Consider the following 26,887-nt stretch of genomic DNA (forward strand, 5'->3'; position numbering starts at 1 on the left):
AATAATAGATAGATATTTCACATCGTCATAAAGCTTCCTCTTCTGCCAGTCTGCTGTTGGTTCTCGTCACTCAGTGGTCTGTTCCATATAAGTGGGTCTAGCTTTCCTTCTTTGCTTAACTTAATTACTAAGTCTCTAAACTCACTTGTATGCCTTATGTCCAGTTCGAGAAGCGTTTCTAAAAGCTTCCATGTAGTCTTCATTACATCCTCTAACATCTCCTTAGGCATATGCCTTATAATTTGCGGATCTTGTAACCATTGATCGAAGGCTTTTATAGTCCTCATTATATGTTGGAATGCTACTCTAGTGGCTAATATTAAGTCAAGTCTGTCAATATCACCTGACTCATATTTTTTCTCCATTTCTTTCACGGTATTCAATAAATTCTTTTGCATCTTAATCCATTCGTCAAGATTTGAGAGATATCCGTTTTCCAAACGGCTACACCAATATTACTTATGTTACTACAAATTAATAAGCATATGTCAAATACTCTCTTTAATGTTATAAGGTAGACCTTCCAACAAGATTTCTCTAGGAATTTTATCCTTATATTTCTTTAAAAATTCTACATCTTCACTTTCTCTTCTTAACTTATCTGGTAACATCCTCGGTATTTCGTCAATAACTGGATACCATCTCTTACATTGAGGACAGTAAAGAATCCCATCAACGATCTCTTTCTTGAAACACTCCTCACAAGGAAGTTCTTCCTTAGCATCCTTAACGTTAACTTTCTTATATGCACAATATATTTCGCACAAGGGCTTTTTCTCATCTCCTAAATTTCTCTCAACTTGTTTCTCAGAAAAAACGTAGTACGTAAGAGGAAAATGTTTACAAATAGGACAAGCTAAAAGGTCTAACAGCCTATACTTCATCCGCTTTCAACTATACTCTTTAACTCTTGAGCTAAATTATTTGCTTTTTCCTCATCTTTAGCCTCTACTAGAATCCTTATTATAGGCTCTGTACCGCTCTTCCTTACTAAGAACCAGTAATCGTTTGTTATCACCTTAACACCGTCAATAGTCAACACCTTTCCTTTTCCATGGTATATTGAGATTAACTTAGAATAGAGGGCGTTAACATCATATCCAGGCTTTAACTCCACTTTAGTCTTTACTAAGTAGTACTTAGGCAATCTATCAAAGAGTTCGGCTGAACTAACGTTCTCCTCAGCCATCAGCTCTAGCATTAACGCGAAACTCATAGCACCGTCTCTAACGTACTGATGAGGAGGATACATAAAGCCGCCGTTCTCCTCAAATCCGGCTAAAGCCTTCTCATCCTGGACTCTATGTGCAATATCTACACTACCTACCTTAGTCCATATTACTTCAATCCCGAACTTAGATAGATATTCCTCAACAAGACTGGAACTAGAAACAGCTGTAACTACCTTATTACTGGCTCTAGGATTCTTAACGTGAGCCCAATACGAGAGTAGAGCCGCGCTCCTATCTCCCCACTGTATCCTACCTTCTGAGTCAATAAATATAGCCCTATCAGCATCACCGTCATGAGTTACGGTTAAGTCTGTCTTCAACGTTTTAGCTACGTTTGCCGTCTCCTTTAATGAATCAAATGTAGGCTCAGGTTGTCTAGCCGGAAACAACGGGTCAATATTACCGTTCAGAGTGTATATTTTACAGCCTAATCCTCTGGCAACTAAAGGAGTAGAAAGTCCTCCTACACTGTTAGCAGAGTCGATGAGAACCGTGTAGTGCTTTTTAGCTACTTTTTCTGTATCAACATGGCTAAGGACTCCCTTTACGTAAATATCTATGACTCTATCCTCTCTCTTAACCTCGTTAGTTAAAGCACTCCATTCTTGCGTGTTGAACCTCTCACTGAAGTATATTTCTTCTATTTCATTCTCCTTCTCTCTTCTTACTTCAATACCATCACGATCTATAACCTTTATTCCATTATAGGGAGCCGGATTATGGCTCGCAGTTATTATTACTCCACCGTCGTATCCTAAGGTCTTAACAGCGTATTGTAGTGCAGGAGTTGCTGCCATTCCACCATCATAAACTTGGACACCTACACTAAGTAACCCAGCTTCCACAACCCTCATTAACATGTCTCCGCCAGCTCTTGCATCCCTTCCTATGAGAATTTTGCTTCCCTTACCAAAATAAGTACCTATAGCCTTAGCTAATCTAAGCGCTAATTCAGGTGTTAGCTCCTTGTTAACTATTCCTCTGACTCCATCAGTACCAAATAACTTACCCATAGTAAAAGTTTCCCTTAATTTTATTTTAATTTTGTCATAACAACTTGAGCCGATAAGATGTAAAGAATGTGAATAAATTTCTAAGCAAAGCTGTCAGGTAGGACATGAACCAGTTGGATATGCCATATTTATTACGTTTTGAATCATATCCGAGGCTTGAATTATCTGAGGGAAGCTATCAAGATTCTGACAGATGTACTGAGGTGAATAACCTTCTAAAGTAGTAGGATTTATTATAGGAGTGTCTACGATGTAAGTCCCATTAGGACCTGATATCAAGATAGCGAAATTTAGGTGAGGGGGTTTACATATAATGCTGCTGGCTTACTGTAATTGCTTACTGTAACGTTGACTTCGTAGTGTATTATAATACTTGCTACTTGAGTCGCATTAGGAACTCCCATAGCTTCCAGCTCTTCTGTCAGTATTTGCTCTCCTTCAGGTATTAAATCGTTGGTAGGAATTGGAGTGCCATTATATGAAGCATTAAGATACTCGTTATAAACATAAGCTACGTAAAACTCTAACTCTCCTTGTGGCTTAAATCCAGTGAATATCAGACCGGGTATATTAGCAGGAGAATGATCGGGATCTGAATAATGAAATTCGAACGATACATTACCATATAACATTATATATCGCCCACGATGCAGCAGCTCCTACCGGGCAACCATACCAAGATTGTACAACAACAATTACCTTACCTGGTGGTGCATAGTCCTGATCATTAACCTTCACGAACGTTCCTGCGGGGATAGTATTTTGTAAGAGAGACAACTTTGACGCTAGAGTTAATGAAGAAGATATATTGTTACTGAAGTGCGATAATACAAGAACTCCACCTATTATTATTACCAAAACTAATAATCCAGTTAATATTTTTTATTCATCGATACTATCAATGAATATGGTTTTATAAATGTTACTATAAATTAATTTTATAATGAAATTATATTGAAGAACAGTTTCAACTCAAATACTTATTGACCCTGTTTGGAGAGTGTATTAGTTGTGGAAATAGTAGATATTAACGTACATCTAGGGCTTAAACTCTATCCCACCAGTGCAGAATATCCTTTACGTAACTTTGTCTTAAATCCTGCATATAAATACGGTTGTGAGTGTTGCGTAGATGGGTTCTATCAACAGTATATGAAATATCCTAACAAACCTAGGCTGGGAATTTATAACGTACGGTGCAGAATTCCTCCTCAAGTCGAGATTTATAGACAGATCGAGAGAGGGACTTTAGGCTTAATACTTAACCCTATAAACCACTCCTTTAGCTTAAAAGATGAAAGAGTCCTTGAAGTAATCAAGATTGTGGAAAAGGAAGACCTACCCCTTCTCGTATATACGGGTAGGGGTTACGGCAATCCCTGTCACTTAAAACCATATTTGTCACGAGTACCTTATCTTATTCTCATACATTCTGGATATCCTAATTACATCAAAGAAGCTATGGAACTAGCAAAAGAAGAAAAAGTGTTTTTCGAAATTTCTACGGTACCTCCTGAGATAAGTATCGTTTTTAAAGGCAAAAGAATTTACGGCAGTAACTACCCTTATACACCTATTGACTTAAAGACAATTGGATTTACATAGGCTGGACGAGAAGGAAAAGAGTCTATATGCCAAGAAAATTTTCAAGATCTAATTAGACTACTCGTGATTAAAAGCCAACCTCTCACCTTATCTGATACAATTTATGTCTTATCTCTTTAAGCTGCCACTATAGTAGAAAAAATACATTACTTTAACAGAATCTAAACATATATACTACTCTCTAGAATGTTATATATATGGGAATTCCGTTCTTCGGACAACAACCATCATTTGGTTCTGCACTTTGTGGGGCTGAATCCTTTTTCATAACAATAGAAGTCTTTCTATATTCATTTATCAATTAATTTCGTGAAGAGGATGATGAGAACTAAGGAGGTTTACCAACCCGATGGGGGCAATGCCCCAAGGGTTAGAGAGATAAGCGGAGATGTGAGCCCAGTGCCGTTGGGCTCGAAGGAGACCCATGACCCACCTGGTAGGTGGTTGAGGGCTAAGTCCCTACACTTGATCATGAACATAAAATGATTGAAATGAGGGTGTAGGGGCAAACGGGTCTTAGGGATATCCCCCTAAAATGGGGCTCGGGCCGGGACTTGAACCCGGGACCTACGGGTCCACAGCCCGTCGCTCTAACCAGGCTGAGCTACCCGAGCCACTTTGTGTCCCAGCCAATTAGAGTTTAACGAGTTGTAGAATTTAAACTTAAAGCTGAATAACATTCCATAAACTACGTTATGACAAGGAGAACAATTTTCCAACGTTATATAGAATGAATCTAAAAAGACTCAATTATTTCTACCCTTTCTTTTCATATATTCCTCTTTTATCTTGTCTAATAAAATTCTTGCTATTACGCTCTTGTAATCCTTACCTAACTTCTCGATCTTGTCGTTACTGATAATGATGACTTCATTGAACTCAGACGAGAAAGCTATATCTTTTCTACTAGCGTTATTCGCAACGATCATATCGAATTTATGCCTTTCTTTCTTTAACTTAGCTTTCTCTATTAATTCTTCGTCATCCTTAGCAGTTTCTGCCGCAAAACCCACTAAGAACACATCGTATTTCCTAATCGTTGAAGAGATCTTAGGAGTTTTTTCCAATTTTATCTCCGGAACTACAGTATGACTGTCAATCTTGCTTTCTGCAGTGCTCACCGGTCTGAAGTCCGCAGGGGCACCTGCTAGGATTACTATATCGTAACCCTCCTTGACTAATTTTTCCACTTCCTCTGCCATCTCCGACGTTGTAGTTACTGGTATAGTCCTAACATACGGTTTATGATGCGTAGACAAAGGCCCGTGGACTAATACTACGTCAGCTCCCCTGAAGTAAGCCTCGTTAGCTATATCAACTCCCATAGTCCCGCTACTGGGGTTTGAGATAAATCTCACCGGGTCAAAGAACTCTCTGGTCGGTCCAGCGGTAACTACAATTCTAAAACTTGTCAAGTCTTTACCCCTAAGCATATAAGTGACTATATACTGAGTTAGATATTCTACTTCTGGGTAGTGTGCTAAGTCCTTGATTATCATAGGTTCTATTACTTCTACACCGAATGATTTCAGCTTTTCCAAATTGTCCCTTAACTGAGGGGAATGATACATTGGTAAGTGCATTGCTGGGACTATTACTACCTTCTTCTTCATTCCTATGAAGTTCAGAGCCGTAAGTGTTACTGAAGTGTCCACTATCCCGTTAGCAATTTTTGAGATTGTGTTAGCCGTTGCAGGGGCTATAATAAATGCGTCGAAGTCCTCTGCCAACTCTACGTGTTCCAGTTCACCACCTATTTGTGTTATAACATCATTACCTGTGGCCCAATGGAACATAGTAGGTGAGATAAGCTTACTCGCATCTTCGCTCATTATCACCTTTACTTCGGCTCCCCTTCTCATTAAGCTCCTAGCCAGATCTAGAGACTTATAAATTGATACACTTCCGGTAACGCCAAGCAAAAGCTTCTTACCTTTAAGTTCTTCCGATATCTCTCCGATAATCTTCTTGGATGGGTGTACCATTAAGTGTCAGACATAAATTTAAACTACGGATAAAAACCTTATATTATGGAGTTTGCCGAAACGAAGAAATACGGAGCTTTTATAGTTAGATTGGCAAGAATGACAGATATAGACCAGATTGTAAAGATCAACAGACTCACCCTCCCAGAAAATTACCCATACTACTTCTTCGTAGAACATTTAAAGGAATACGGTGGTGCGTTTTATGTTGCCGACATAAACGGAGAAGTAGTAGGATATATCATGCCCAGAATAGAGTGGGGATTTAGCAACGTTAAGCAGATACCTACCTTAGTCAGGAAGGGTCACGTAGTTTCAGTAGCGGTATTGGAAAAATTCAGGAAAATGGGAATCGGTACGGCGCTCTTACAGAACTCCATGAAGGCCATGAAGGATGTATACGAGGCTGAAGAGGTCTATTTAGAAGTGAGGGTGACAAACGCGCCAGCAATTTCGCTTTATAAAAAACTAGGGTTTTCCGAAGTAAAGGTGTTAAAGCACTATTATGCAGATGGAGAAGACGCTTATTTAATGGCTCGCCCTCTCTAGCTCTACTGAATTATTAGACGAATCGAAAATTAGATAATAACCTTCTTCCAGACTACCTGCTGAATATACTCTTGTTTTTACTACATTATACTCCTTCTGAGATCGTAAATGACCGTGAATAAGTAGTTCTGGGGATTCTGAGAGTATTTTCCCCAGAATCACTTGTGAACCGTAGGATGTCCTAGGTTGGAAGTGGGTTATAACAATCTTAGTAGAGAAGTCTATAGATAAATTTCCAAAGGTTTTAGTGATCAGCTTGTTCTTCTGCCTCAGGTACTTTTGAGTTGTTACGTTATCCATTTCACCGAGTATTCCGTAATAGTTAGATATGTACTGAGGGCATTCTACATCTCCTAAGCCTATTATGTAATCTACACTTAACAAATTAAGGAACTCTATCACATCCCCTTTGCATGGAGTTAAAGTAATTAACGCCATTTTTGCCATACCACTCACCTAGTTTGAAAAAAGCAATCCCCACAGCCACTATATCTGCTGTAGAGCCCGGGTTATATCCATTTTCCAAAAGGAACCTATCTAGTTCATTTATTAATTTCGGATTTTCTAAAGCTTCACATGACATTTTAGAAACTGTTATAGCAACCCTTCCCCCATGCTTTCTCCATATTAGCCCGTCAGGGACTTGACATAGGACTGATAGAAAACCTTCGAGTACACCTTTTTCCATTCCCAGTTTTTCGATCTTATCGACAACTAACCTAGAGTACTTATAATCTTCGAGCATATTTTTGACTGCACTATCTGAGGATGAGTGTAGTAAGACTTCGTAAAGGGAGACTTTTCCTATAGTTCTATAGTCGAAACCGCTGTCTATCTTGCCCAAGTAACTTAATCCTAATATTTGCAACGACTTTGAGAAATAAATGGAGTCATTCTCGTCTAAACTCCTGATGGTTACCGAGGCTTTTTTTAGCGTCTCATCTAGGGATCTGGAAATAGAGGAATAAGCTATAGGGATCATTTGGATAAACGTGCCTAAAATAGCGAAATTTACTCCCAATTCCATACTTTTTAGTACAGCCTTGTATAAAGAATCAAACAAAGGTTTCTCTCTCCTAAGTCCCCGTTTACACAATTCTTTATAATACTCCTTAGATACTAGTGCAGAAAGTACTAAGTCCTTAAAGCTTACAGATTTAATGTCCCTCCGTCTCGACGCATTACCAGGTTTATCATAAAATGCTTCTTCTACAGTAGACGAAGAAAGGATGAAAGAGATAGAGTTACAAAATTCTTCTAATGTACCCAGGGACATCCCTATCACCTACAACTATGATGGGTTTTTCACATTCAACTAGCATCCCCTTAGCTTCAATTTTCCTCGATTTAAAGAGGAGTGTGGAGTATATCCCCTCGTAAGACACTAAAATTTCTGGTTTCAGTCCCACTTCTCCTGAGACCACGTTGACGTTGTGCAAAATAACTTTAGACGGGTAAAATAGTACGTCACAACTCCCCTTTTCAATCTCAGCCGTTATTGTAATCTCCCCCTTTCTTTTGCATACTTCTTTACAAGGCCTCTCCGGTCTTGGATCCACAAAGAGGATAGAGAATTTTATTCCTTTTATAGCCCCCCGAGTCCTTTTATCATATAATTGCTTAGAAAAGTCTAAAGTTAGCCCGTAATTACGTGAGGTCTCAACGATCCAATCTCTATCTTCCTCAAATCCCTCAAAGTTATTCATAACATACAGAGCGTCTTCACAACCATATATTACTATATCGAGGTCCGAGTTTTCATGGTTGATCCCCGCTAAAAAGCTCCCCGTTATTCCTAATTGCCTTACTCCTAAGGCTGTATAAAGTTCGAGAAATGAGATTTCATGTTTAGAACCAGACGTGTGTTTAATTAATTCTAACGCTTTTTCTTCTGGTTTCAAATGCTTTGAAACATTGGAAAGTCTTAATACAGGGAAAGTTACACCGTAGCATGGTTCCATGAGGAACTCTTGACTTAGTTTAAGCATGTTATTTACACCGTAATATTTCAGCACTCTTTCGTATCCTTTCCATAATCCCTTTCCCGTATAGACGTACTTTATCATGGCATAGATATAACCGTAAGGGTTTACATTAGAGAATACTAAGTATATGTTTCTCTCCTTGTCCACTACAATGTCTTTATCAAGGAAATAATCTCTTCCCATCCTTTCAACCTCACGTAATCTATTGGTGTGCCTGAGCTTTCGAGGAAGTCAACATAATCTCTGAATATCCCTCCGAATAAAGAATTAGCTATATATGCCGAACCTACAGCAGACTCCTTAAATTTGAAGTTATGCTTAATTCCGAAAGGTACTTCCCACTTTTTACTACCAGATATTATGATCGGTATGTTATAATGAGCAGAATACCACTCCGAGAGTATTTGTAAGAGTTTTAATCCCAAAGCCCAATTTCCTCGAGTATATATAGTTTCTTTGCTTATCTTTGAGTATTTGCATAATAAGTAAGCCACTTCACCATCTAGGAAACCAGCCGAGTTTAATCCAGGCAATATGCTTCCTCCTAACCCGTCTATAACTCTCCCGTCAATTATTACTAGAAATGACGAAAAAGAAGAACCTACTTCAACTAAGACAAAACTATCGTACATGGTTCTATAGAAGAAAGCTGAAGCAACTTTATCAGCAGTCCCCATGTCTACGAGGTTAATTTTCTTGCTCTCATCTACGCTCTTCAACTCTATAACTCCAGGTACGGTAAAGGCGTTATGTAATAACTTAGCTGAAATTATAAAATTTCGTAGAGGACCTTCAATCTCAGGGTCTTTTAGGGTCATGAGGAAAATGTCTTTATCAGTGATTTCTGAAACCCTCTTAAACGGCAACCCGTGTCCTGAAGGTAGTGCTACTCCATAAGGTCTAAGGTCGGATATAGCTTTGACCAGAGTACTTGATGCTTTACTGACTAGCTCTGTAGGAAAGGAGAAAAACTTTATTATCCTCCCCATTTCGTCGACAAAGGCGAATTCATACGTCCTACTACCGGGGTCAACTCCAGCAAAAATCATTTCGTAACCCTTACAACCGTACCATCCCTCTTAACCTTTAAACTTACATTAAATATCTTAGCTAAGGATTCAGTTACATTTGCGAAATATATAGCACTCTTTTCGTTTTTAAAAGAGTAGGTAAAAGAGTTTTCATCATCAGTAGAAGAGTCTTTATCATTCGGTGCTATTGGTAGGAGTTTCCCATCAATGAAGCTCACCAATATATTCAGAATACTAATAATGTCGTATTTCTTTACCTCTAAATAAGTCCCCAAAATAGCTGCGAGAGTTTCTGGTGGTACATCGGAATTAATCCGTAAGACTTCACCTTGTTTTAATACATTATAAAGTTCTAACTCAGTTAAGAATAAAGATATATTTACCCCAGAATTTATTAACCTAATATAAATTGTTATTGCCTCATTTGTAGCATCGTAAATAGTCTTTCCACTTTTATTACAGTATTTCCTAATTTTATCATATAACTCATCATCCATAAAACACGGTTTTCTTCCCATATGTATACAAATGTATATCCATTAATATAAACGTTATATATCATAATAGTTATGATCACCTAAATAATTATAGAAAATTTTATACTTTGCTCTAAAAATTGTTGACCTTCAACTTTAAATCCTAAACGTGTGAAGAAATTCCTCAGGATCTCACCAATTCTTATCGTAAGGTCTTTAGTTGACCCTTGTATCATAACTGCTACAGAGAATCTATTTTCGTTAAGATTTCCTTGATCCTTATTAACTATTATTAGGGAAGAGATATCCATTAGTATGGGGGTTTTATCAAGCAAATTTCGAATATCAGCCTCAGTTATTATATCTTTTTGCATAATCAGTTCTTTAATACTATCAGCATATTCTGACGTAACGATGTCATACCATGAGAAAATTTCATCAATCATATTCTTGTCTAATTTACTGAAAACTGATAGTGGAACACGTAAGTATCCTTGTCTATTCTTTTTAGTTATATAAGCAAATAATAGGTAATTCGCAAGGTACTCTACGATATCTATATCGCGGGTGGCCTTAAAAGAGTATGTTGTTTGCTTAACAATATTACTGAGGTAAAGAGTACGTACCTCCACTTCCTTTCTGCTTTTACCATCAAGTGAAGTATATTTCAGATTAAGTTGTAAACGTATGAGTTCTTCCATCTCGTCTAAGGAACGTAGGGCATCTTTGTAAATGGATGTGAGTACCTTCTCGTCATCTTTCTTAGGCTTATTATTTTTCTTCGCCACGTTATCATGAATTAACGGTTTTTAGTATTAAAACATTTTCGTTAACTGCTTATATTTTTCAACAGATTGAATAATAGCTTTAATATATTTATTATAAGATCTCGTTTGTTTGATCAGGTGTAGATCTATTACTATTCTTATCTTAGTAAGTAGATAAATAGTTCTTCAGTGGCTGCCCACAGTAAATGTCACTCGTCCATTCGGCTCTTTGTCATCATAAGTAGCGGGGAAGGTAGCGGCGCCAGGATTTGAACCTGGGATCTCGGGGTGTCTCAGGTTGAGACCCTATGAGCCCCGCGGGATACCTGGCTACCCTACGCCGCTACTATTTCCCCGCTAATATCTCTTTCATGTGATATGTAATTAAAGCTTTCTATGAAGTAATACGATGAAAACTACAAAAATTTGAAATAACGCCGGGGGCGGGATTTGAACCCGCGTGCCTCAGAGAGGCAGTAGGTCGCACGCCTCTGAACGCTGGAAATGGTCTCGAGCCTACCCCCTTGGTCCGCTCGGGCACCCCGGCATTTATTACTTTTGTGTATGAACTTAAAAGTTGTACGGTAGGGTAAAAATTGTAAATTCTTTTTAGAAAATTAAACAGATATGGGAAAGTTAACACAATTCATGCTGGTACTGCTATGGGCTCTTTTTCCGTAGATACCCTTTTTTCGTTCTCAAGTTTAACCCTAATGTGCTTAGGTATGCTGAAGATCATCTCGTGAGTCTCACCGTCATAGAACTTCAGTTCGCCATTAATCTTCTCTTTTATCAGCTCGTCAACTTGCTCAGCAGTGAGCGAGGAAGGACTGCGATAATCCGAAGCATATACGAATCCCCATAGGCTGTCAAATCCTGGTATATAAACTATGGAAGCACTGACGTACTTAAACACGTTTCTCAACGTGTTATAAATAGCCGAGAACGTGTCCAAACTAAATGAAGGAGAAGTAGCTTGAGTCACTAAACCTCCATTTTCCTTTAGAATTCCCTTTACTTGTTTGTAAAACTCCACAGTGTAAAGGAGCTGAGAAGGAGAATCCTTAATTGGGTCCGTAAGGTCTAAAATGACGGCGTCAAACTTCTGATTTGTCTCTTTCACGAATTTATAACCATCTCCTATAATTAGTTTGCTCTTTGGATTGTCAAAACTACCTTGGTGCCATTCGTGAAGATACTTTTTGGCAAAGTCTATTACTACGGGATCAATATCCACCATCACAGCACTATTTACACTTTTATGCTTCAAAACTTCTCTAAGTGTAGCCCCCTCCCCCCCACCTAATATTAATACCTCTTTAGGGTTATCTAGAGTTATTAAAAGAGGGTGAACTAAAGTCTCGTGGTAAATGTACTCGTCTGAAACAGTAGACTGTACTTTACCGTCAATTATCAGGCTTTTTCCGAACCTGAAAAGCTCTACCAAGAGAACTCTCTGGAACTCGCTCCTTTCCTCCGCGATAACCCTCTTTATAGCGTGAGCGTGATACTCATAAGGAGTTTGCCATTCTATGTGCCAGTGCCATTCATACATTATACTAATCTCACTCCGTTTACCTTCTTGTTTTGCCAACTATATCTCCTGATTTTCTTAGTCTTCCCGAAGCCGCAAGCTGCACAGTATCCTTTTCTGGCGTTAAACGAGTTTCTACCGCATCTTCTGCATCTAATATGAGTAGCTCCTTTATTCATCTTACCGAATGAGGGTGTACCTTTCATTACCTTTCACAATCTGATTAACTAACTTGTTTATAACTTTATTTGCTTAGCTTTAAAAACTAGTAGCTCAACTAATTTTAGATACTCAATGTTTAAAGACAAAGATTTTGTCTATATTGACTACGTAGCAAAGATAAAAGATACTGGAGAAATATTCGATACAACTATTGAAGAGGAAGCTAAAAAAGCTAATATTTATGATAATGAAAAAATTTACAAACCAAAACTCGTGATTCTGGGTGAAGGAGCTGTAATAAAAGGTCTTGAGGATGCCCTATACCAAATGAGTGTGGGAGAAGAAAAAGAAATAGAAATACCACCGGAAAAAGCTTACGGTGAGAGAGATCCAAATAAAGTAAAAACGATGTCATTAGGGGAGTTGAGGAAACAAGGTATTAGACCTTATCCTAACATGATGTTAAGGATGAGTAACGGGAGTATCGCCGTAGTAAAAAGTGTCACTGGAGGTAGAGTTGTCCTAGACTATAATCATCCGCTAGCTGGAAGGACATTAATATACAAGATAAAGGTCGTAAAAGTAGCGGAAACAGAACTAGATAAAGTAAAAGCACTTTTGGAAAGATACTTCGGTAGCTCTAACGTAGACAAGTTTACTGTCGAGATAAGTAATGATAAGAAAGAAGTTAAGATAACTGTTCCCAAGGAACTTTACTTAGTGGAGGATCTGCAGTCAAGGATTTACGTTACTGCAAAGGATATAATAACCTACGTATTGCCTGACGCTAACGTGTTATTCATAGAGACCTTTAACAAATCTAACTTCAGCTAATTACACCAGTTTCCTTAGCAATTTTTTCAGCCGAACTCCAACTTAACCCTCTGTCTCCCAGAATAGTGTATCTCTCAGGTCTTATGCTATGAGCGATTGTTAATGCCTTTATAACACCTTCATCAGGGATTCCTATTTCTTTGGCTTTAGTAGGTAAGCCTACTCTTTTCATAGCTCTTTTAATCTTCCTCCAGTTGATTCCATGAACGTAAGCCATTAGAATAGTCCCTATAGCAACTAACTCGCCGTGGAGACCCTTTCCTGGGTATAACATCTCTATCGCATGAGCGAATAAGTGCTCAGAACCACTTGCAGGTCTAGTACTACCTGCCATCCCCATGGCTACTCCGCTACTTATAAGTGCTTCAACTAGGACTCTAACACCAGCCCTTATATCCTTGTTAAGGAGCTTCGTGCAGGACAGCGCATGCTTTGCAGATAGTAAAGCTAAAGAGGCAGTATAATCACCGTAATATTCTCCGGTAATCTTGGAAGATAATTTCCAATCCCTTACTGCAATGAATTTACCAAGAGTATCTCCTACTCCTGCGTTTATGAGCCTTCTAGGAGCTGATGAAAGTACTTGAATATCAGCTATGATACTCAAAGGTCCTTTTGCCTTAACTGATATGGGCTTCCCTAACCCTTTTATTGAAGCAAAAGGTGAAGTTATGCCATCGTGAGATGGGGCTGTAGGTATACTAATGAATTCTTTATCTATCCTAAATGCAACGTATTTGGCGACGTCTATTACACTACCCCCACCAATACCTATTATAGTATTAGCCTTGAACTGCTTTGCAAATTCACCTACTCTATTCACTTCCTCTATGTCAGCACTTTGGACTTCTATCACTTCATGCTTAAAATCTCCTATTGACTCGAGAAGTTTTGACGCTGCACTTTTCCTAACTATAGGACCTGTAACTATTAGAAAGGGATCGGATAGATTTAGAGAAGTCAAATATTCCCTAACGTTTAAAATAACGTCATTGCCTATATAAACTCTCTTCGGTAGATCAATTACATGTTCTTTACTTTCCACAATTGTACATAACAAGAATTTAAATATTAAAAGTTGCTATACATGAGCTTGTAAGTCTACTTCTTTAGAGTTGGTGAATACTGTGAGTTCAGTTAGATTAAATATAATATCAGCAATATATGGAAATCTACCTAAAGAAGTCAACATAACAAAAATCGAGTTCGAGGGGCCTGAGATCGCAGTCTACGTAAGGAACCCTTCAGTGCTTGCTGATAAAGGTGAAATAGTAAAGAAGATAGCTAAAGATATAAAGAAAAGAATAGTTATCAAAGCTGATGAAAAAGCTAGAAAAGATAAGAAAGAAACAGAAGAAATTATAAGGAATTTAGTACCGAAAGAAGCTGAAATTGTGAACATAAAGTTTGATGACGAGTTAGGTGAAGTTTTAATAAAGGCAAAGAAGCCTGGACTCGTAATAGGAAAAGGAGGAACACTTCAGAACAAAATCTTTTATGAAACTTATTGGAGACCTGTTATTGTCAGGGAACCTCCAATAAAATCTAGGACTATAGACAGTATCCTCACCCATATATACAACGAAACCGAATACCACGCAAAAATCCTGAAAGTTTTTGGAGAAAGAATACACAGGGAGTTGTTGTTCAAAGATAGATACGTTAGAATAACTGCATTAGGCGGATTTTACGAAGTAGGTAGATCAGCAGTTTTAGTAGAGACTCCTGAAAGCAAAATCCTATTGGACGTGGGACTAAACCCTAGTGTTACGGGAGGAGAGAAGTTCTACCCGAGGATTGATATTGACCAAGTGAGGTTGGAGGATATTGATGCCGTAGTGGTAACTCATGCTCACTTAGATCATTGTGGAATGGTTCCTCTCCTATTCAAGTACGGCTATAATGGGCCAGTGTACACTACTGCGCCTACAAGGGATATAATGGCTTTAATGCAATTAGACGCATTAGACGTGGCTGAGAAGGAAGGTAGACCAACGCCCTACACTGCTAAGGAAGTAAGAAAGGAACTACTCCACACGATAACTTTAGATTACGAGGAAGTAACAGACATAGCCCCAGACGTTAAGCTTACGTTCTACAACGCTGGACATATCATAGGTTCAGCTATGGCTCATCTACACATAGGAGAAGGGACGCATAACATAGTTTATACTGGTGACTTCAAATATGCAAAGACTAAATTACTTGATAAAGCTAATGACGAGTTTTTAAGAGTAGACACTATGATAATGGAAACAACTTACGGTGCACAAGAACAAGAAGGAAGGGAAGAGGCGGAAGAGAAGTTAATCAACATAATAAATGGCACGTTAAATAGGGGTGGTAGAGTGCTAATTCCAGTTCTGGCGGTAGGTAGAGGGCAAGAGATAATGTTAGTGTTGAATGAGGCGATGAAAAACAAGAAGATACCAGAGGTACCAATATACGTTACTGGATTAGTTGACGAGATCACAGCAATACATAATGCATATCCTGAAATGTTAAGCAGAGAAGTCAGGGAGGCAATACTTTACAAAGATGAAAACCCTTTCACATCTGAGTTCTTCCATAGGATAGAAGGATTTAGAGAAGATATTGCCCAAGGAGAACCTTCAATAATTTTAGCTACTTCTGGAATGCTAAACGGCGGTCCTGCAGTAGAGTTTTTCAAAACTATGGCACCAGACAGTAAGAACTCAATAATCTTCGTAAGTTATCAGGCTGAAGGAACCTTAGGTAGAAAGGTTAGAGATGGGGTAAAAGAAATTCAGATTATAGATAGAGATGGAAGAGTAGAAAATATAAGGATAGAGATGGAAGTAAATCATGTTGAAGGATTTTCAGGGCACTCTGACAGAAGGCAACTCTTGTACTACTTACGTAACTTAAGTGCTAAGCCTAGGAATCTAGTACTAAATCACGGCGAACCTAATGCTATAGAATCTTTCAGAAGACAAGTTGAGAGAGAAAAAGAAAAACTAGGGCTAAGAGGCACGAAAATATATACGCCACAGATCTTAGACAGCTTACGATTAGTGTAGACTATCCTAATTGTTTTAAACTTTAACTTCCAAGATATACGCTAGAATATGGTTCTTAGAAACGAAAAGGCTAATTTTGACTTTTCTTTATCATTACGTCTAATAAATTTCCTTAATACGTTGAGAATACAGAATAATGTACCCAGCGTGAGGTATGCAAATACCGGTTTCGCCCACTTTAGATCAGCCTATATGGTAAAGACGAGAGTTTTCAGCCATTATGACGTAACTGGAATAGCCCCTCAGCTTTTCTTTACGACTCTAGGCAATTATTACTACATGGAAGAATCGATTGGATACGCATGGTCTAATACACCTCTTTCTTATTCATCAACTGTCCAAATTAGTGAAAAGTTACTTTACGATATGGTATATAATGACGCAGATGAAGGATGGTTCCATAGAGATACTTTGCTCGATCCTTGTTTTAACTATGCAGATATTTCTGTATCTTTTAACTTTAATGAGATATATCTAGACGTAGCAATGATAAATGCAAGAGTTGATTGGATTTCTACACCGAAAATAAGTAACGGAATTTTTTCTTTAAAAGGTAGGTTAACGGACGATAACTTCATTCCAAAGCAATTAATCATTTATAGGGACGAGATAAAACCTGATCGTATCAATGAACACAGTTATTCCTTAGGAGAGCCAGTTGCTGGAGTAATACCTAAGCCCCACTATTATAAAGGCATTGAGACAATAAGACCTTATAAGTGGAGAATGGATTCAAGTATTATCGAAGTAGAGTTCCCGCTTAAATTTTTCACGAGGGGAGTATATACGATTCTACTTTACGCTGAGGATAAGAGAAAAATCCATTGGAGCCCATATACTAAGAGAAAGATTGGAGAGTGCGGGATTATGATGTATTCCTTTCTTGTAAAGTAGATATGGGCCCGCTGGGACTTGAACCCAGGATTTCCGCCGCTCTAACCCTAGGTCGTCAGGGCGGCGTCCTAACCAGGCTAGACGACGGGCCCATTATAAAAATAAAAAGTACTCGCTTAAAAGATTAAGGCTTAAACTATTTTAGGAAAAAGTAGAAAAGGGGAAAGTAAAGGCTTATGCCTAATACATCCTAGATTTTACTCTTCTGACCTTAACGATTCCTTTCTCCACTGTTTTATTTCTGCTATTGCTTCTTTTCCTTCCATATATTTCATTCTTATTTTTCCTTTTTCGAATAAGGCATTTATATACCTTATATCGCCGTCATCCCATCTATCATACTCTATAAGCCTACCTAAGTTGAACCTTTTGGATATGTTTCTTAGCATCCTGATCTCATAATCTCTTAAGGAATCGTCTCTCTCTGGTGTTATAAATGCAAAAAGCTTTCTCACATGGTTTTGATCAATTATGTCTTATTAAGTTTTAGGTTCATTTTCCTTGTAAGATTAAACTTTTACGGTGGACTTAAAGTAAAAAAAGTGTCAACAGTGATTGTATACAATTTTCTTTTTTGAAATTATTTTAAATTATTTGGAAAAATACGTCATACTTAAATAGTCAGGGGAGTTTTGATAACCGTGGCTTACTGGATAATCCCCGTACAAGAAGACTTTTGGGAGACAATTTTCTCAACAAACATTTATGGTTACAATAAGGAGAACATCAAACAGTACGTGAAAAAGGACGACGGGATAATATTTTACGTGAATAAATACTACGCAAAGAAATACGGGGGGAAATTTGTAGGGATTTATAAGGTTGTATCAGACTGGTTTGTGGATAACACTATATTGTTTCCTGAAGAAAAAATAAAAAATAAACCAATTTATATTTATAGAATAAAATTGGAAAAAATTATAGTAGGTGAGTGTGCATCCAAGGACATTATTGAAAAAGTACACTTCATCGAAGACAAATATCAGTTTTCCAAGTATCTCAGAAATGTTCCAGCCAACCTTAAGAGACCCGTACCTTTCATAGACGTTCAATTAATAGAGCAATGCCTTAGGGAATCAATATTCATATAACCGATATGAAGTTCTTAATCGCGTTAATTAACTCCTTGACTAGTCTTTCGAGGAGAAAGTTATAGATGAAGATTATCAAGTACTTCAATCTCATTAGTATTAGAATATTCCTTGATATTTTAATGTGGTGTTGAATATACGCCCTTAATTTCTCTCCTACAGCTTCTATATACATTTCTTTTAGAAAGTATAAGAACCTCTTGATTACTAATCGCAATTCTTTGTCATTCTTACAATAAGCTATCTCCTTGAGGTAACTCTCATAAGTTTTCCTAACAATAGTGTAGTCAATAACGTCTTTCATGTTATATATATTATTTCGATAATATAATAAAAGACATGAGGTCGGAACATTTACCTAGTTAACAGTATTCCCTATAAAGGATAGGATATTTTACCTTCTAGTAACATATTATTACCCATGAACTTAATAAAAAACAAAAAACTACTTATGCATGTAGGACCCGTAGACATATACGAAGAAGTTCTTTATGCGGGTCTAAAAAATAACGTAGGCTTCACCTCGGAAGAGTTTGTAAATGTATTTAGGGATTCTCTGAAAGGACTAAGGTACTTATTCCAAGTAGACGACACATACCAACCTTTCATAATACCTGGTGGTGGCACGTCTGCTATGGAAAGCGTTACGTCATTTTTAACAAAAGGAGATAAAATACTAGTAGTGTCAAACGGAGTTTTCGGAGACAGATGGATAAACATATTCAAAAAGTACCCAGTAGAAGTAGATTATCTCAAAGCCGAAGCAGGAGATTATGTTTCAATAGACTCTGTAAAGGAAAAGGTAAAGCAAAAACATTACAAGCTTATTACGTTTACCCACGTGGAGACAAGTACTGGTGTAAGACATCCAATAAAGGAAAGTGTCAAAGAGATAAAGGACTACGTAGATATAGTAGTAGTAGACGGCGTGTCAAGCGTAGGTGCAGAAGAAGTAAAAGCTAAGGATTGGGATGTTGACATCTATTTAACGGCTAGTCAGAAAGCGATAGGAGCTCCCCCAGGTTTAGGTCTTTTAGTAATCTCGGAAAACGCCATGAAACACTTGAGAGAAGATAATATAGCTGGTTATTACCTTGACCTGAAGAATTGGTTACCAGTGATGAGGAGCATGGAGGAAGGTAAAGCGGCTTACTTCTCTACACTTCCAGTCCATACTGTTTTCATGCTTAATGAAGCACTGAAGTTAATACAAGATGAAGGAATAGAGAACAGAGTAAAAAGACACGAGAAAGTAGCAGGGGCTATAAGGACTGGTATTGAAGGGATGGGATTAGAAATAGTAGCAAAGAGACCAGAAGCCTATAGTAACACAGTGACTGGAGTGATGTTAAGGAAAGCTAAAGCACAAGATGTTCTTTCTGAAATCGTAAAAGAGGGAGTAGAAATAGCCCCAGGGGTACATCCGTCATTACAAGGTAAATACGTTAGAATAGGTCACATGGGCTGGGTTACCCCTAACGATGCAATAATTACCATATCTGCATTAGAGAGAACCCTTAAAAGATTAGGAGAAGACATCAGAGTAGGCGAAGGAGTGAGGGCAGCACAATCTTATTTAACATAGTCTGGATAGATTATCCATATGGACTTATATGAGGCAATTAAAAAGAGGAGGGATGTAAGAAGTTACTACATTAAAGATAAGCCCATACCAGACCATGTTTTGGCTAAAATTTTGTTAGCCGCTCATTATGCACCTTCGGTAGGTTTTTCTCAACCCTGGAACTTCATAGTGATAAAAGATATAGAGACAAGAAAGAGGATAAAGGAATTAGTAGAAGTTGAGAGAGAAAGATTTAGAAACTTATTACCTGAAGACAGGAAAAAGATTTTTGACAAAATAAAGATTGAGGCGATACTAGATACCCCTATCAACTTAGCAGTAACATGCGATCCAACACGATTTGCTCCCTATGTCTTAGGCAGAATGACGATGCCCGAACTCTGCCAGTATAGCACTGTTCTAGCCATAGAAAATCTGTGGCTTGCAGCTACTGCAGAAGGCATAGGTGTAGGATGGGTAAGCTTTTTCAAAAAGGAAGATGTAAAGAGGATTCTTTCGATCCCAGAACACGTTGATTTAGTAGCTTATTTAACGTTAGGTTATGTAGAAAAGTTCCCTGAGAGACCAGAACTTGAAGAAAAAGGTTGGCTTAATAGACTACCGTTAGAAGAACTAGTTTACATAGACACCTTTGGCAAAAAACCCGATGAGAGTTTCATAAATGTCTTAAGAAATTCAAAATTTTAGTTCCTAGAGTAGACACTACAAGATACTCTACAAAAAACACACTAAGTATATAAAGCAATAAGAACGGTGTTGAAATCGCAAGTGAAAAAACCTTCTCGCCATAGATATCTTTAATTGCATATAGTCCTATCTTAACGTCAATAATTGTTAAAAACAGAGAGAGTAAGCCGAAAATAATTTTATTCATTAAGGAAAAAATATATTTACTAAAAGATAAGGATTTTTGTTTCGTTCTAGTTCGTAGATCTAGCAGTCTTTAAGAACGAAAGTATTCCACCAGATTTTAATATCTCTAGAGGCATCCCAGTTATACCTTTCCCCTTTAGTGTAATGTTGTCATTGACTATTATTTCCCCAGTCTCCACATTTACCTTAACGTAATCACCTTGATTTATCTTCTTAGTAGCGTCAGGAAGTATTATTACTGGAAGACCGTTATTGATAGCATTTCTGAAGAATATTCTAGCAAAAGATTCAGCAATTACAGCCCTTACCCCGGCCGCCTTCAAAGCAATAGCAGCTTGTTCCCTAGAGGAGCCCATTCCAAAAACTTTACCCGCAACTAGTATAACTCCCTGAGATGCTTTCTTGTAGAACTCAGGATCTAAAGGCTCCATCGCATGTTGTGCTAGATATTGTGGGTCAGTGTACTTCAAGTGTCTAGCTGGAATAATAATGTCAGTGTCTATCTTATCTCCGAATTTTAGAACCTTTCCTTCTACTATCATGAGAATCGCCTCGGGTCAGTTATTTTACCCTCAACAGCAGTAGCTGCAGCTACAGCTGGTCCAGCTAGATATACCTTTGAGTCTGGGCTTCCCATCCTACCTTTGAAGTTTCTTGAACTCGTTGACACCATCACCTCACCCGGTCCAGCGACTCCAAAGTGTCCTCCCAAACATGGGCCACATGTCCCGTAAGTCACTACACATCCAGCTTGGACTAGAGTATCAATATAGCCTAATTCCATAGCCTTCTTGAACAAATCATAAGAAGCAGGGATAGCTATACACCTTGTCTTGACCCTTCTACCCTTCATTATCTTAGCTGCCATTTCAAAATCACTAAGTCTACCGTTGGTACATGAACCGATGTACACCTGATCCACTTCTAATCCCTCTACTTCGCCTACGGTCTTTACATTATCTACACTGTGAGGAGCAGCAACTAATGGCTCTAACTTCGAAAGGTCTATCGTATACTCGTCCTTATACTTAGCCCCACTATCAGGCTGAATAACTGGAGGCTCATAGCCCCTCATAGTCTTAATATAGTTCACTGTCTCGGAGTCTGGAACAAACATCAGAGCATCTGCATTCATTTCTATTCCCATGTTTGATACAGTTGCTCTAAAGTCCATTGGGAATGCTGAAGGCTCTTTTACAAACACCTCTATAGCCATACCGTTGAAGTAATCCGCCTTAAAATCTCCAAGTATTTTCAGTGCTACGTCTTTACCGTTTATCCATTTGTTAGGTTTACTTTCTAATGTAATCTTAAACGGTTCAGGAACCACTACCCATGTCTTCCCAGTTATCACTGCAGCAGCTACATCACTTGCACCTAATCCTTGTGCGAAAGCCCCTACTGCTCCAGAAGTTGTAGTGTGACTATCTGCTGCTACTATTACATAACCGGGGTTTGCATACCTCTCCAACAATAGCTGATGTAATATACCAACGTTTATATCATGAAAGTTCGGTATTGACAAGTTCTTTACAAAATGTCTTATTTGATCTTGAATTTCTGCACTTCTGACATCAGGCGGTGGAGCTAAGTGATCAAACGCTATTACTATCTTACTCTTATCGAACACTTTTAACATTCCGGCTTTCTCCATGACCTCTATTACGTGGTAACCTGTTAGATCGTGAAACGCCGCTATATCCACTTTGATTTCTGTAACGTCACCAGGAGACACGTTTTTCCCGGCAGCTCTGCTCAAAATTTTTTCAGTTAATGTTTGAGACATCGGGTAGATAAGTTAGAAAGGGTAAAAATAAATATTTATACCGTTGATGGTTTCCATTTCGAACTATTTAGTGAGCACTTTTTCCAAATTATTGCTCTTTTTAGCTATTAAGTAGGATACTCCTATTCCGGCAAAATATAAAGCGGAAAGGATTATACCTATAATTGTCTCTATGAGCCCACCCGTAGTACCCGGTGATATTATCCATGCTATTATAAAGGAAATCATAACACCCCATCTCCAGTTTTGTAACCAAGTCTTAGGTTTCACTAAACCTAACTTTGTCATTCCAGCCATCACTAATGGTAACTCAAATGCTATACCAGTAGCCGTCATGAGCAGTAAAATCGTTGAGACTATCGACTTAAAGCTAAGTGTTGGGTCAATATTTAACGCTATATCATACCTATAGACAAAGAGGAACATAAAGGGAATAATTATAAAATACGCGAATGCAGAACCTGCCGCAAAAAGGAGTACAGCGGGAATTATAGTCATCCTGATGAATTTTTTCTCGCGCTCGTATAGAGCTGGAGCTACGAAAGCCCAAAACTCCCTAGCAATAAACGGGGAGGCTGAAAATAAAGCTAGATAAGCCGCTACTGATAGACCAGAAAACATAGGATCCAAGGTATTTATAACTATGGGTTTTAGCCCGACCGGTAATTCCCTGTCTATAAAATCCCTAACAAATATCACTGCTATACTATGATATAGTGAAGGATAAAGAATCGGAACTGTAAAAGAACCTACTTTTATGAATGTAATTCCAAACATAAAGTACAGCATGAAGAAAAAAGCCAAAATCATAATTATTCTTTTAATCCTAGTGGCTAATTCCTTAATGTGCTCCAGTAAGGGTAACTCCTTGTCTTGAGTCTGTCTCTGATAGCTCATTTATTAACACCACCTTGTTGCTTTTTAAGCCTTTCAATTTCCTCTTCTAATTCCCTTATTCTTTCTTCCAAGATCTTTACTCTTATATCTTTAGCTGCGTCGTTAAAAGTAGTCGACGTCTCCCTAAAGGCTCTAGAAGTTACTTGAGTAGTCTCTCTTACTATTTCATCAGTAGAGTTTGTCACATCCTCTAATTCTCTCCTAAGTTCACTCACTAATTCACTCTGTTTTCTCTTGAGCTCGTTATACCCTCTAATAGCAGATTTTATAGCGGATAAGGAATTCTTATCACCTGAAAAAAGGAGGAGACCGACCAATACCAAAACCAAAAAATCATCTATTGAATTAATCATACCCCCCACCTTTAGGGGATTCAGCTATTCTGCTGCCTTTGCTGCTTTTTGAGCTCCTCTAACTGTTTCTGTAGCTCTTCAATCTTTCTCTGTAGTTCTGCTTCTTTAGAAGACTGAGGCTGTTGGAAATTCTGGTTTTGAGCTTGTTGCATTTGCATTAACTCCATTTCGGCTTCCATCTTACCCTTCTTGAATTCGCCAGTTGCCCTACCTAAAGACCTAAAGATCTCAGGGATTTTACTTGCGCCAGCGAACAATATTACGGCTACGATGATTAGTATTATTAAGTCACTAGGAGCTAGCCCTACCATATTTTATCACTATTAAATTTTTGTATTTCAAACTAATAAACTTTCACTTAGCTTAAAATAAATAGCAAACGAAATTATGATAAAGTAAGCATATTTTAACTAGTTATTTGATAAATACTATTTCAGAGATTTAAGCATTAGTAGTAGCAAATGTTATGCTTATTCATAATTATACTTAATTTACTTGTATAATGTAAAAATACATAATTAGATTTAATTACTAGAATTAATATAACTATAGTTCTTTTTAAAAGATACAGATAACTTCTAGAACTAAATAGTCTTATATCCCTATATATTTCATTAAATTTATAAAAACTTCTAGTTTGTTTTTGGGATATCTTTTACGCCCATCTAAATTACCTAAATATAATCTCTCTAAATTAAGAGTAAAATTTTTAAATGGTTAAAAGACCTTTGCCTTAGGTGGTCAGATGGAAGAATCTTAGAGACGATAGACCTTGGGTATGCTTACGTTGAGGGCAACTTCGTGATAAGACATGTTAACATGGAAATGCGCGATCATGAACTAGTTGCCATCGTTGGCCCCTCTGGAATAGGAAAATCAACCTTGTTGCGAATTCTGGGAGGATTCGTTCAACCAAAAGAGGGAGAAGTGAGATTATTAGGGAAGAGAGTTCTTCAACCTTCTCCTAAGATAGCGCTTATCCATCAATCGATAGCTACATTCCCTTGGATGACAGCCCTTGATAATGTTAGGCTCGGGTTAAAGTATAGAAAACTCCCTAAAGAGGAGGAAATAAGGATCGCTAAAAAGATGCTTGAGTTGGTTGGATTATCAGGATTTGAGAACTTCTATCCTAAACAAATGAGCGGAGGAATGAGGCAAAGAATAGCCATAGCTAGAGCATTAGCTGCTGAACCTCTAGTCCTTCTTATGGACGAACCTTTCTCTCACTTAGATGAGTTGACAGCTGAGGGTCTTAGGCAAGAGGTTTACCAAATGCTGTTTAGTGAAGATTCTCCATTGAAGACGGTAGTATTAGTATCTCACAACTTATTCGAAGTTGTAGAGCTGGCGGATAGAGTTTATGTCTTAAACGGTATACCCGCCACTGTAGTCGGTGATATAAAAATTAACTTACCAAGACCGAGGGATCCACACGACCCCAAATTCCAAGAGTACGTAGATACTCTTTACAAGTTATTGAGCCCAACCCTTAAAAAGAAATTAACAGATGGAAAAGGTGAGATTATTTGACCGACTTTCTCTCCATACTTCCTACTCTTATTTTAGCTTCGTTGACATCTATAGGAAGAGTGTGGATAACTATTCTATTTTCCATAGTTAGTGGGTGGTTTCTAGCATGGGCTTCTATTAAGAGCAAGGTTTTTGAAAACACTTATATTAGCTTAAGTGAAGTTTTCGAGTCAGTACCGGTCTTTAGTTTCCTACCTATAGTATTTATCTTCTTCGTTTACGATATTGGCGGTAGCTTAGGTATAGAATTAGCTGTACTCTTCTTAGTGTTCACAGCAACAGTATGGAATATCTGGATGGGCATTTATCAGGCTTTTAAGACAGTTCCTCATGACTTAATAGAAGTCGCCGAAAATTATAAACTAGGTTTTTGGGGGAAGATGCTAAAGCTTTACATTCCATATTCTATTCCGCGGATAGCTTCTGAGCTAATGTCGAGTTTTTCTGATGGCTTATTCTACATAACCGTAAGTGAGGTTTTTAGTGTAGGTACTAGAAATTTTGAAGTTTTCGGCATAGGTTCAGTCATAGCTAATTTAACCCAAGAAGGAAACTACCTAGGAGCTTTAGAAGGTGTAGCTGTAATCGGAATCTTTGTAGCTGTAATAACATACTTACTCAGGGAATTTGCAAAGTATAGCGTTTCTAAATACGGTTTAGACACAGAGATGATTGTTAGAAAGAAAGGGAGGCTTAATATAAGAAGTTCTTTAAGGGTTACAAACAGTTTGCCAACTTTCACTAAAATTGCAAGAGTATTTCCTACTTTAGACAAACTCAGGAGAAGTTCCACTGAAGACTATTACGAGGAGCCACATAAAAGAGAAAAATTATGGAAAATTGTAGGTGGGACTATAGCCGTAGTATTGCTAGTCTTAATTATATACGGTGCTGTCGGAATTATAATATCCGTACCCTCTACCGAATGGGCTCAGCTAATTTCTTCAATACCAGTGGATTTAGTCGCTATAGGTGTCGATTACCTGAGAGTAGGAATAATAACTGGAGTTTCCTTTTTACTTGCTGTATTTCTAGGTTATTATCTAGCTACTCACGAGAGAGTTGAGAAAGTAGTAATTCCAGTGATCCAGTCCTTTGCTGCATTACCTGCCCCTGCTTATTTCCCCCTAGTTTATCTAGTTACTTTACCGCTTGTTCACGAAGTCTTTGGACCTTTCACCAATGAGTTTTATGTGCTATTTATCGGCTTTATATCTACGTTTTATTACGTATTTTACAGTTTCTGGCTAGGGGTAAAGAACATGCCTACACAGTATTGGGAAATTATGAAAAACTACCAGTTAGGTTTCTTTGAGAAGATGAGAAGTATAGTACTCCCGAGCACATTACCTTACATAGTTACCGGTTTGTCAAGCACCATAAATAGTGCATGGGGTGGTTTAGCAATAGCAGAATTCTGGCCTAACATAATAAATGGACATAACTTATACGTTAGAACCGGGATGATGAGGGACATAGTCTATTACACAAATGTGGGAGACATAGCAGACGCAGCATGGCTTTCCTTTCTCTTCGGAATAATAGTAGTATTATACTCAATACTATTTACTAGAAAACTTATGGACTTATCTAGGCAAAAGTATGTAGCAGAAGAAGGAATATACTTAGCTTAAACCCCTTTTTCTCAGCTTTACCTCGAA

At 37.9% G+C, this 26,887-nt stretch carries 31 protein-coding genes, 4 tRNA genes and 1 pseudogene; 11 read left to right on the forward strand and 25 right to left on the reverse strand.

The window, feature by feature from the left end; translation table 11 throughout:
- Nucleotides 1-17 precede the first annotated feature (17 nt).
- The 4 genes and pseudogenes from D1868_RS00990 to D1868_RS11285 all read right to left on the reverse strand — a co-directional run bounded on the left by D1868_RS00990 (nucleotide 18) and on the right by D1868_RS11285 (nucleotide 2,983).
- The gene (locus D1868_RS00990; protein ID WP_156004933.1) at nucleotides 18-440 is read right to left on the reverse strand and encodes a DUF2153 domain-containing protein; all 423 of its coding nucleotides are present in this window, start codon (nucleotides 438-440) and stop codon (nucleotides 18-20) included.
- Between the two features lie 48 nt (nucleotides 441-488).
- A complete protein-coding gene (locus tag D1868_RS00995) occupies nucleotides 489-884 on the reverse strand; it encodes a Trm112 family protein (protein ID WP_156004934.1) in 396 nt (131 codons plus the stop codon).
- Complete coding sequence (gene glmM / locus D1868_RS01000) at nucleotides 881-2,245, reverse strand: phosphoglucosamine mutase (RefSeq protein WP_156004935.1); 1,365 nt, start codon at nucleotides 2,243-2,245, stop codon at nucleotides 881-883. The genes D1868_RS00995 and glmM overlap by 4 nt, the downstream gene beginning before the upstream one ends.
- A 93-nt stretch (nucleotides 2,246-2,338) precedes the next feature.
- Nucleotides 2,339-2,983, reverse strand: a pseudogene (locus tag D1868_RS11285) (DUF929 domain-containing protein).
- A 273-nt stretch (nucleotides 2,984-3,256) separates the two neighbouring features.
- Here D1868_RS11285 and D1868_RS01020 point away from each other — a divergent pair.
- A complete protein-coding gene (locus D1868_RS01020) occupies nucleotides 3,257-3,850 on the forward strand; it encodes an amidohydrolase family protein (RefSeq protein ID WP_156004939.1) in 594 nt (197 codons plus the stop codon).
- Nucleotides 3,851-4,171: 321 nt separating this feature from the next.
- Nucleotides 4,172-4,336 carry a hypothetical protein gene (locus tag D1868_RS10890; RefSeq protein WP_196770318.1) on the forward strand — a complete coding sequence of 55 codons (165 nt, stop codon included), beginning with the start codon at nucleotides 4,172-4,174 and terminating at the stop codon, nucleotides 4,334-4,336.
- A 50-nt stretch (nucleotides 4,337-4,386) separates the two neighbouring features.
- Here the strand turns inward: D1868_RS10890 and D1868_RS01025 are convergent.
- Together D1868_RS01025 and coaBC are read right to left on the reverse strand one after the other, a co-directional pair.
- Nucleotides 4,387-4,464, reverse strand: a tRNA-His gene (locus D1868_RS01025).
- A 132-nt stretch (nucleotides 4,465-4,596) separates the two neighbouring features.
- Entirely contained in the window at nucleotides 4,597-5,835 is a 1,239-nt protein-coding gene (gene coaBC, locus D1868_RS01030) for a bifunctional phosphopantothenoylcysteine decarboxylase/phosphopantothenate--cysteine ligase CoaBC (RefSeq protein ID WP_156004940.1), read from the reverse strand.
- Nucleotides 5,836-5,880: 45 nt separating this feature from the next.
- Between coaBC and rimI the strand changes: the two genes are divergently transcribed.
- A complete protein-coding gene (gene rimI, locus D1868_RS01035) occupies nucleotides 5,881-6,384 on the forward strand; it encodes a ribosomal protein S18-alanine N-acetyltransferase (protein WP_156004941.1) in 504 nt (167 codons plus the stop codon).
- Here rimI and D1868_RS01040 read toward each other — a convergent pair.
- The 10 genes from D1868_RS01040 to D1868_RS01085 all read right to left on the reverse strand — a co-directional run bounded on the left by D1868_RS01040 (nucleotide 6,364) and on the right by D1868_RS01085 (nucleotide 12,383).
- Complete coding sequence (locus D1868_RS01040; protein WP_231112411.1) at nucleotides 6,364-6,831, reverse strand: hypothetical protein; 468 nt, start codon at nucleotides 6,829-6,831, stop codon at nucleotides 6,364-6,366. The genes rimI and D1868_RS01040 overlap by 21 nt on opposite strands.
- The gene (locus D1868_RS01045) at nucleotides 6,770-7,660 is read right to left on the reverse strand and encodes a triphosphoribosyl-dephospho-CoA synthase (protein WP_156004942.1); all 891 of its coding nucleotides are present in this window, start codon (nucleotides 7,658-7,660) and stop codon (nucleotides 6,770-6,772) included. Before D1868_RS01045 ends, D1868_RS01040 begins: the two co-directional genes overlap by 62 nt.
- Entirely contained in the window at nucleotides 7,629-8,552 is a 924-nt protein-coding gene (locus tag D1868_RS01050; protein WP_156004943.1) for a nucleotidyltransferase domain-containing protein, read from the reverse strand. Before D1868_RS01050 ends, D1868_RS01045 begins: the two co-directional genes overlap by 32 nt.
- Complete coding sequence (locus D1868_RS01055) at nucleotides 8,516-9,418, reverse strand: DUF1464 family protein (RefSeq protein ID WP_156004944.1); 903 nt, start codon at nucleotides 9,416-9,418, stop codon at nucleotides 8,516-8,518. Before D1868_RS01055 ends, D1868_RS01050 begins: the two co-directional genes overlap by 37 nt.
- Nucleotides 9,415-9,897, reverse strand: coding sequence for a hypothetical protein (locus D1868_RS01060; protein WP_156004945.1), 483 nt, complete (start codon nucleotides 9,895-9,897; stop codon nucleotides 9,415-9,417). Before D1868_RS01060 ends, D1868_RS01055 begins: the two co-directional genes overlap by 4 nt.
- A gap of 80 nt (nucleotides 9,898-9,977) precedes the next feature.
- Entirely contained in the window at nucleotides 9,978-10,664 is a 687-nt protein-coding gene (locus D1868_RS01065; RefSeq protein WP_156004946.1) for a hypothetical protein, read from the reverse strand.
- A 233-nt stretch (nucleotides 10,665-10,897) separates the two neighbouring features.
- Nucleotides 10,898-10,988: transfer RNA gene (locus D1868_RS01070), tRNA-Met, on the reverse strand.
- A gap of 90 nt (nucleotides 10,989-11,078) precedes the next feature.
- A tRNA-Ser gene (locus D1868_RS01075) sits at nucleotides 11,079-11,190 on the reverse strand.
- 99 nt (nucleotides 11,191-11,289) lie between these two features.
- Nucleotides 11,290-12,198, reverse strand: a complete 909-nt coding sequence (gene speE, locus D1868_RS01080; RefSeq protein WP_156004947.1) for a polyamine aminopropyltransferase — start codon at nucleotides 12,196-12,198, stop codon at nucleotides 11,290-11,292.
- On the reverse strand, nucleotides 12,198-12,383 hold the full coding sequence (locus tag D1868_RS01085; protein ID WP_156004948.1) for a 50S ribosomal protein L37e: 186 nt from the start codon (nucleotides 12,381-12,383) through the stop codon (nucleotides 12,198-12,200). The genes speE and D1868_RS01085 overlap by 1 nt, the downstream gene beginning before the upstream one ends.
- A gap of 88 nt (nucleotides 12,384-12,471) precedes the next feature.
- Between D1868_RS01085 and D1868_RS01090 the strand changes: the two genes are divergently transcribed.
- A complete protein-coding gene (locus D1868_RS01090; RefSeq protein WP_156004949.1) occupies nucleotides 12,472-13,173 on the forward strand; it encodes a peptidylprolyl isomerase in 702 nt (233 codons plus the stop codon).
- On the opposite strand, the gene D1868_RS01095 is transcribed toward D1868_RS01090, so the two are convergent.
- A complete protein-coding gene (locus D1868_RS01095) occupies nucleotides 13,166-14,218 on the reverse strand; it encodes an NAD(P)-dependent glycerol-1-phosphate dehydrogenase (protein ID WP_156004950.1) in 1,053 nt (350 codons plus the stop codon). The genes D1868_RS01090 and D1868_RS01095 overlap by 8 nt on opposite strands.
- An 82-nt stretch (nucleotides 14,219-14,300) precedes the next feature.
- Here D1868_RS01095 and D1868_RS01100 point away from each other — a divergent pair, with 82 nt between their 5' ends.
- Complete coding sequence (locus tag D1868_RS01100; protein WP_420824477.1) at nucleotides 14,301-16,214, forward strand: beta-CASP ribonuclease aCPSF1; 1,914 nt, start codon at nucleotides 14,301-14,303, stop codon at nucleotides 16,212-16,214.
- 48 nt (nucleotides 16,215-16,262) lie between these two features.
- The gene (locus tag D1868_RS01105) at nucleotides 16,263-17,108 is read left to right on the forward strand and encodes a CAP domain-containing protein (RefSeq protein ID WP_156004952.1); all 846 of its coding nucleotides are present in this window, start codon (nucleotides 16,263-16,265) and stop codon (nucleotides 17,106-17,108) included.
- 3 nt (nucleotides 17,109-17,111) lie between these two features.
- Here the strand turns inward: D1868_RS01105 and D1868_RS01110 are convergent.
- Both D1868_RS01110 and D1868_RS01115 read right to left on the reverse strand, forming a co-directional pair.
- Nucleotides 17,112-17,200, reverse strand: a tRNA-Val gene (locus D1868_RS01110).
- A 105-nt stretch (nucleotides 17,201-17,305) separates the two neighbouring features.
- Nucleotides 17,306-17,563: a hypothetical protein gene (locus D1868_RS01115; protein WP_231112412.1), complete on the reverse strand. Its 258-nt coding sequence runs from the start codon at nucleotides 17,561-17,563 to the stop codon at nucleotides 17,306-17,308.
- Nucleotides 17,564-17,749: 186 nt separating this feature from the next.
- Here D1868_RS01115 and D1868_RS01120 point away from each other — a divergent pair, with 186 nt between their 5' ends.
- Entirely contained in the window at nucleotides 17,750-18,199 is a 450-nt protein-coding gene (locus tag D1868_RS01120) for an EVE domain-containing protein (protein ID WP_156004954.1), read from the forward strand.
- On the opposite strand, the gene D1868_RS01125 is transcribed toward D1868_RS01120, so the two are convergent.
- Nucleotides 18,192-18,503, reverse strand: a complete 312-nt coding sequence (locus D1868_RS01125) for a hypothetical protein (RefSeq protein WP_156004955.1) — start codon at nucleotides 18,501-18,503, stop codon at nucleotides 18,192-18,194. The two genes, D1868_RS01120 and D1868_RS01125, sit on opposite strands and share 8 nt — an antisense overlap.
- Nucleotides 18,504-18,620: 117 nt before the next feature.
- Here D1868_RS01125 and D1868_RS01130 point away from each other — a divergent pair, with 117 nt between their 5' ends.
- On the forward strand, nucleotides 18,621-19,784 hold the full coding sequence (locus tag D1868_RS01130; protein WP_231112413.1) for a pyridoxal-phosphate-dependent aminotransferase family protein: 1,164 nt from the start codon (nucleotides 18,621-18,623) through the stop codon (nucleotides 19,782-19,784).
- An 18-nt stretch (nucleotides 19,785-19,802) separates the two neighbouring features.
- Nucleotides 19,803-20,471, forward strand: a complete 669-nt coding sequence (gene bluB / locus D1868_RS01135; RefSeq protein ID WP_156004956.1) for a 5,6-dimethylbenzimidazole synthase — start codon at nucleotides 19,803-19,805, stop codon at nucleotides 20,469-20,471.
- A gap of 233 nt (nucleotides 20,472-20,704) precedes the next feature.
- On the opposite strand, the gene D1868_RS01140 is transcribed toward bluB, so the two are convergent.
- From D1868_RS01140 to tatA, 5 genes are all read right to left on the reverse strand, one after another.
- Nucleotides 20,705-21,199 carry a 3-isopropylmalate dehydratase small subunit gene (locus tag D1868_RS01140; RefSeq protein ID WP_156004957.1) on the reverse strand — a complete coding sequence of 165 codons (495 nt, stop codon included), beginning with the start codon at nucleotides 21,197-21,199 and terminating at the stop codon, nucleotides 20,705-20,707.
- Nucleotides 21,196-22,443 carry a 3-isopropylmalate dehydratase large subunit gene (locus D1868_RS01145; RefSeq protein ID WP_156004958.1) on the reverse strand — a complete coding sequence of 416 codons (1,248 nt, stop codon included), beginning with the start codon at nucleotides 22,441-22,443 and terminating at the stop codon, nucleotides 21,196-21,198. The genes D1868_RS01140 and D1868_RS01145 overlap by 4 nt, the downstream gene beginning before the upstream one ends.
- A gap of 63 nt (nucleotides 22,444-22,506) precedes the next feature.
- The gene (gene tatC / locus D1868_RS01150) at nucleotides 22,507-23,340 is read right to left on the reverse strand and encodes a twin-arginine translocase subunit TatC (protein ID WP_156004959.1); all 834 of its coding nucleotides are present in this window, start codon (nucleotides 23,338-23,340) and stop codon (nucleotides 22,507-22,509) included.
- A complete protein-coding gene (locus D1868_RS01155; protein WP_156004960.1) occupies nucleotides 23,337-23,693 on the reverse strand; it encodes a hypothetical protein in 357 nt (118 codons plus the stop codon). Before D1868_RS01155 ends, tatC begins: the two co-directional genes overlap by 4 nt.
- 20 nt (nucleotides 23,694-23,713) lie before the next feature.
- Entirely contained in the window at nucleotides 23,714-24,004 is a 291-nt protein-coding gene (gene tatA / locus D1868_RS01160; protein WP_156004961.1) for a twin-arginine translocase TatA/TatE family subunit, read from the reverse strand.
- A 508-nt stretch (nucleotides 24,005-24,512) separates the two neighbouring features.
- Between tatA and D1868_RS01165 the strand changes: the two genes are divergently transcribed.
- Together D1868_RS01165 and D1868_RS01170 are read left to right on the forward strand one after the other, a co-directional pair.
- Complete coding sequence (locus tag D1868_RS01165) at nucleotides 24,513-25,226, forward strand: ABC transporter ATP-binding protein (protein WP_156007905.1); 714 nt, start codon at nucleotides 24,513-24,515, stop codon at nucleotides 25,224-25,226.
- Entirely contained in the window at nucleotides 25,223-26,860 is a 1,638-nt protein-coding gene (locus tag D1868_RS01170) for an ABC transporter permease subunit (RefSeq protein WP_156004962.1), read from the forward strand. Before D1868_RS01165 ends, D1868_RS01170 begins: the two co-directional genes overlap by 4 nt.
- The last annotated feature ends 27 nt before the right edge of the window (nucleotides 26,861-26,887 follow it).

It is taken from the genome of Stygiolobus azoricus, assembly GCF_009729035.1.
Taxonomy (GTDB): domain Archaea; phylum Thermoproteota; class Thermoprotei_A; order Sulfolobales; family Sulfolobaceae; genus Stygiolobus; species Stygiolobus azoricus.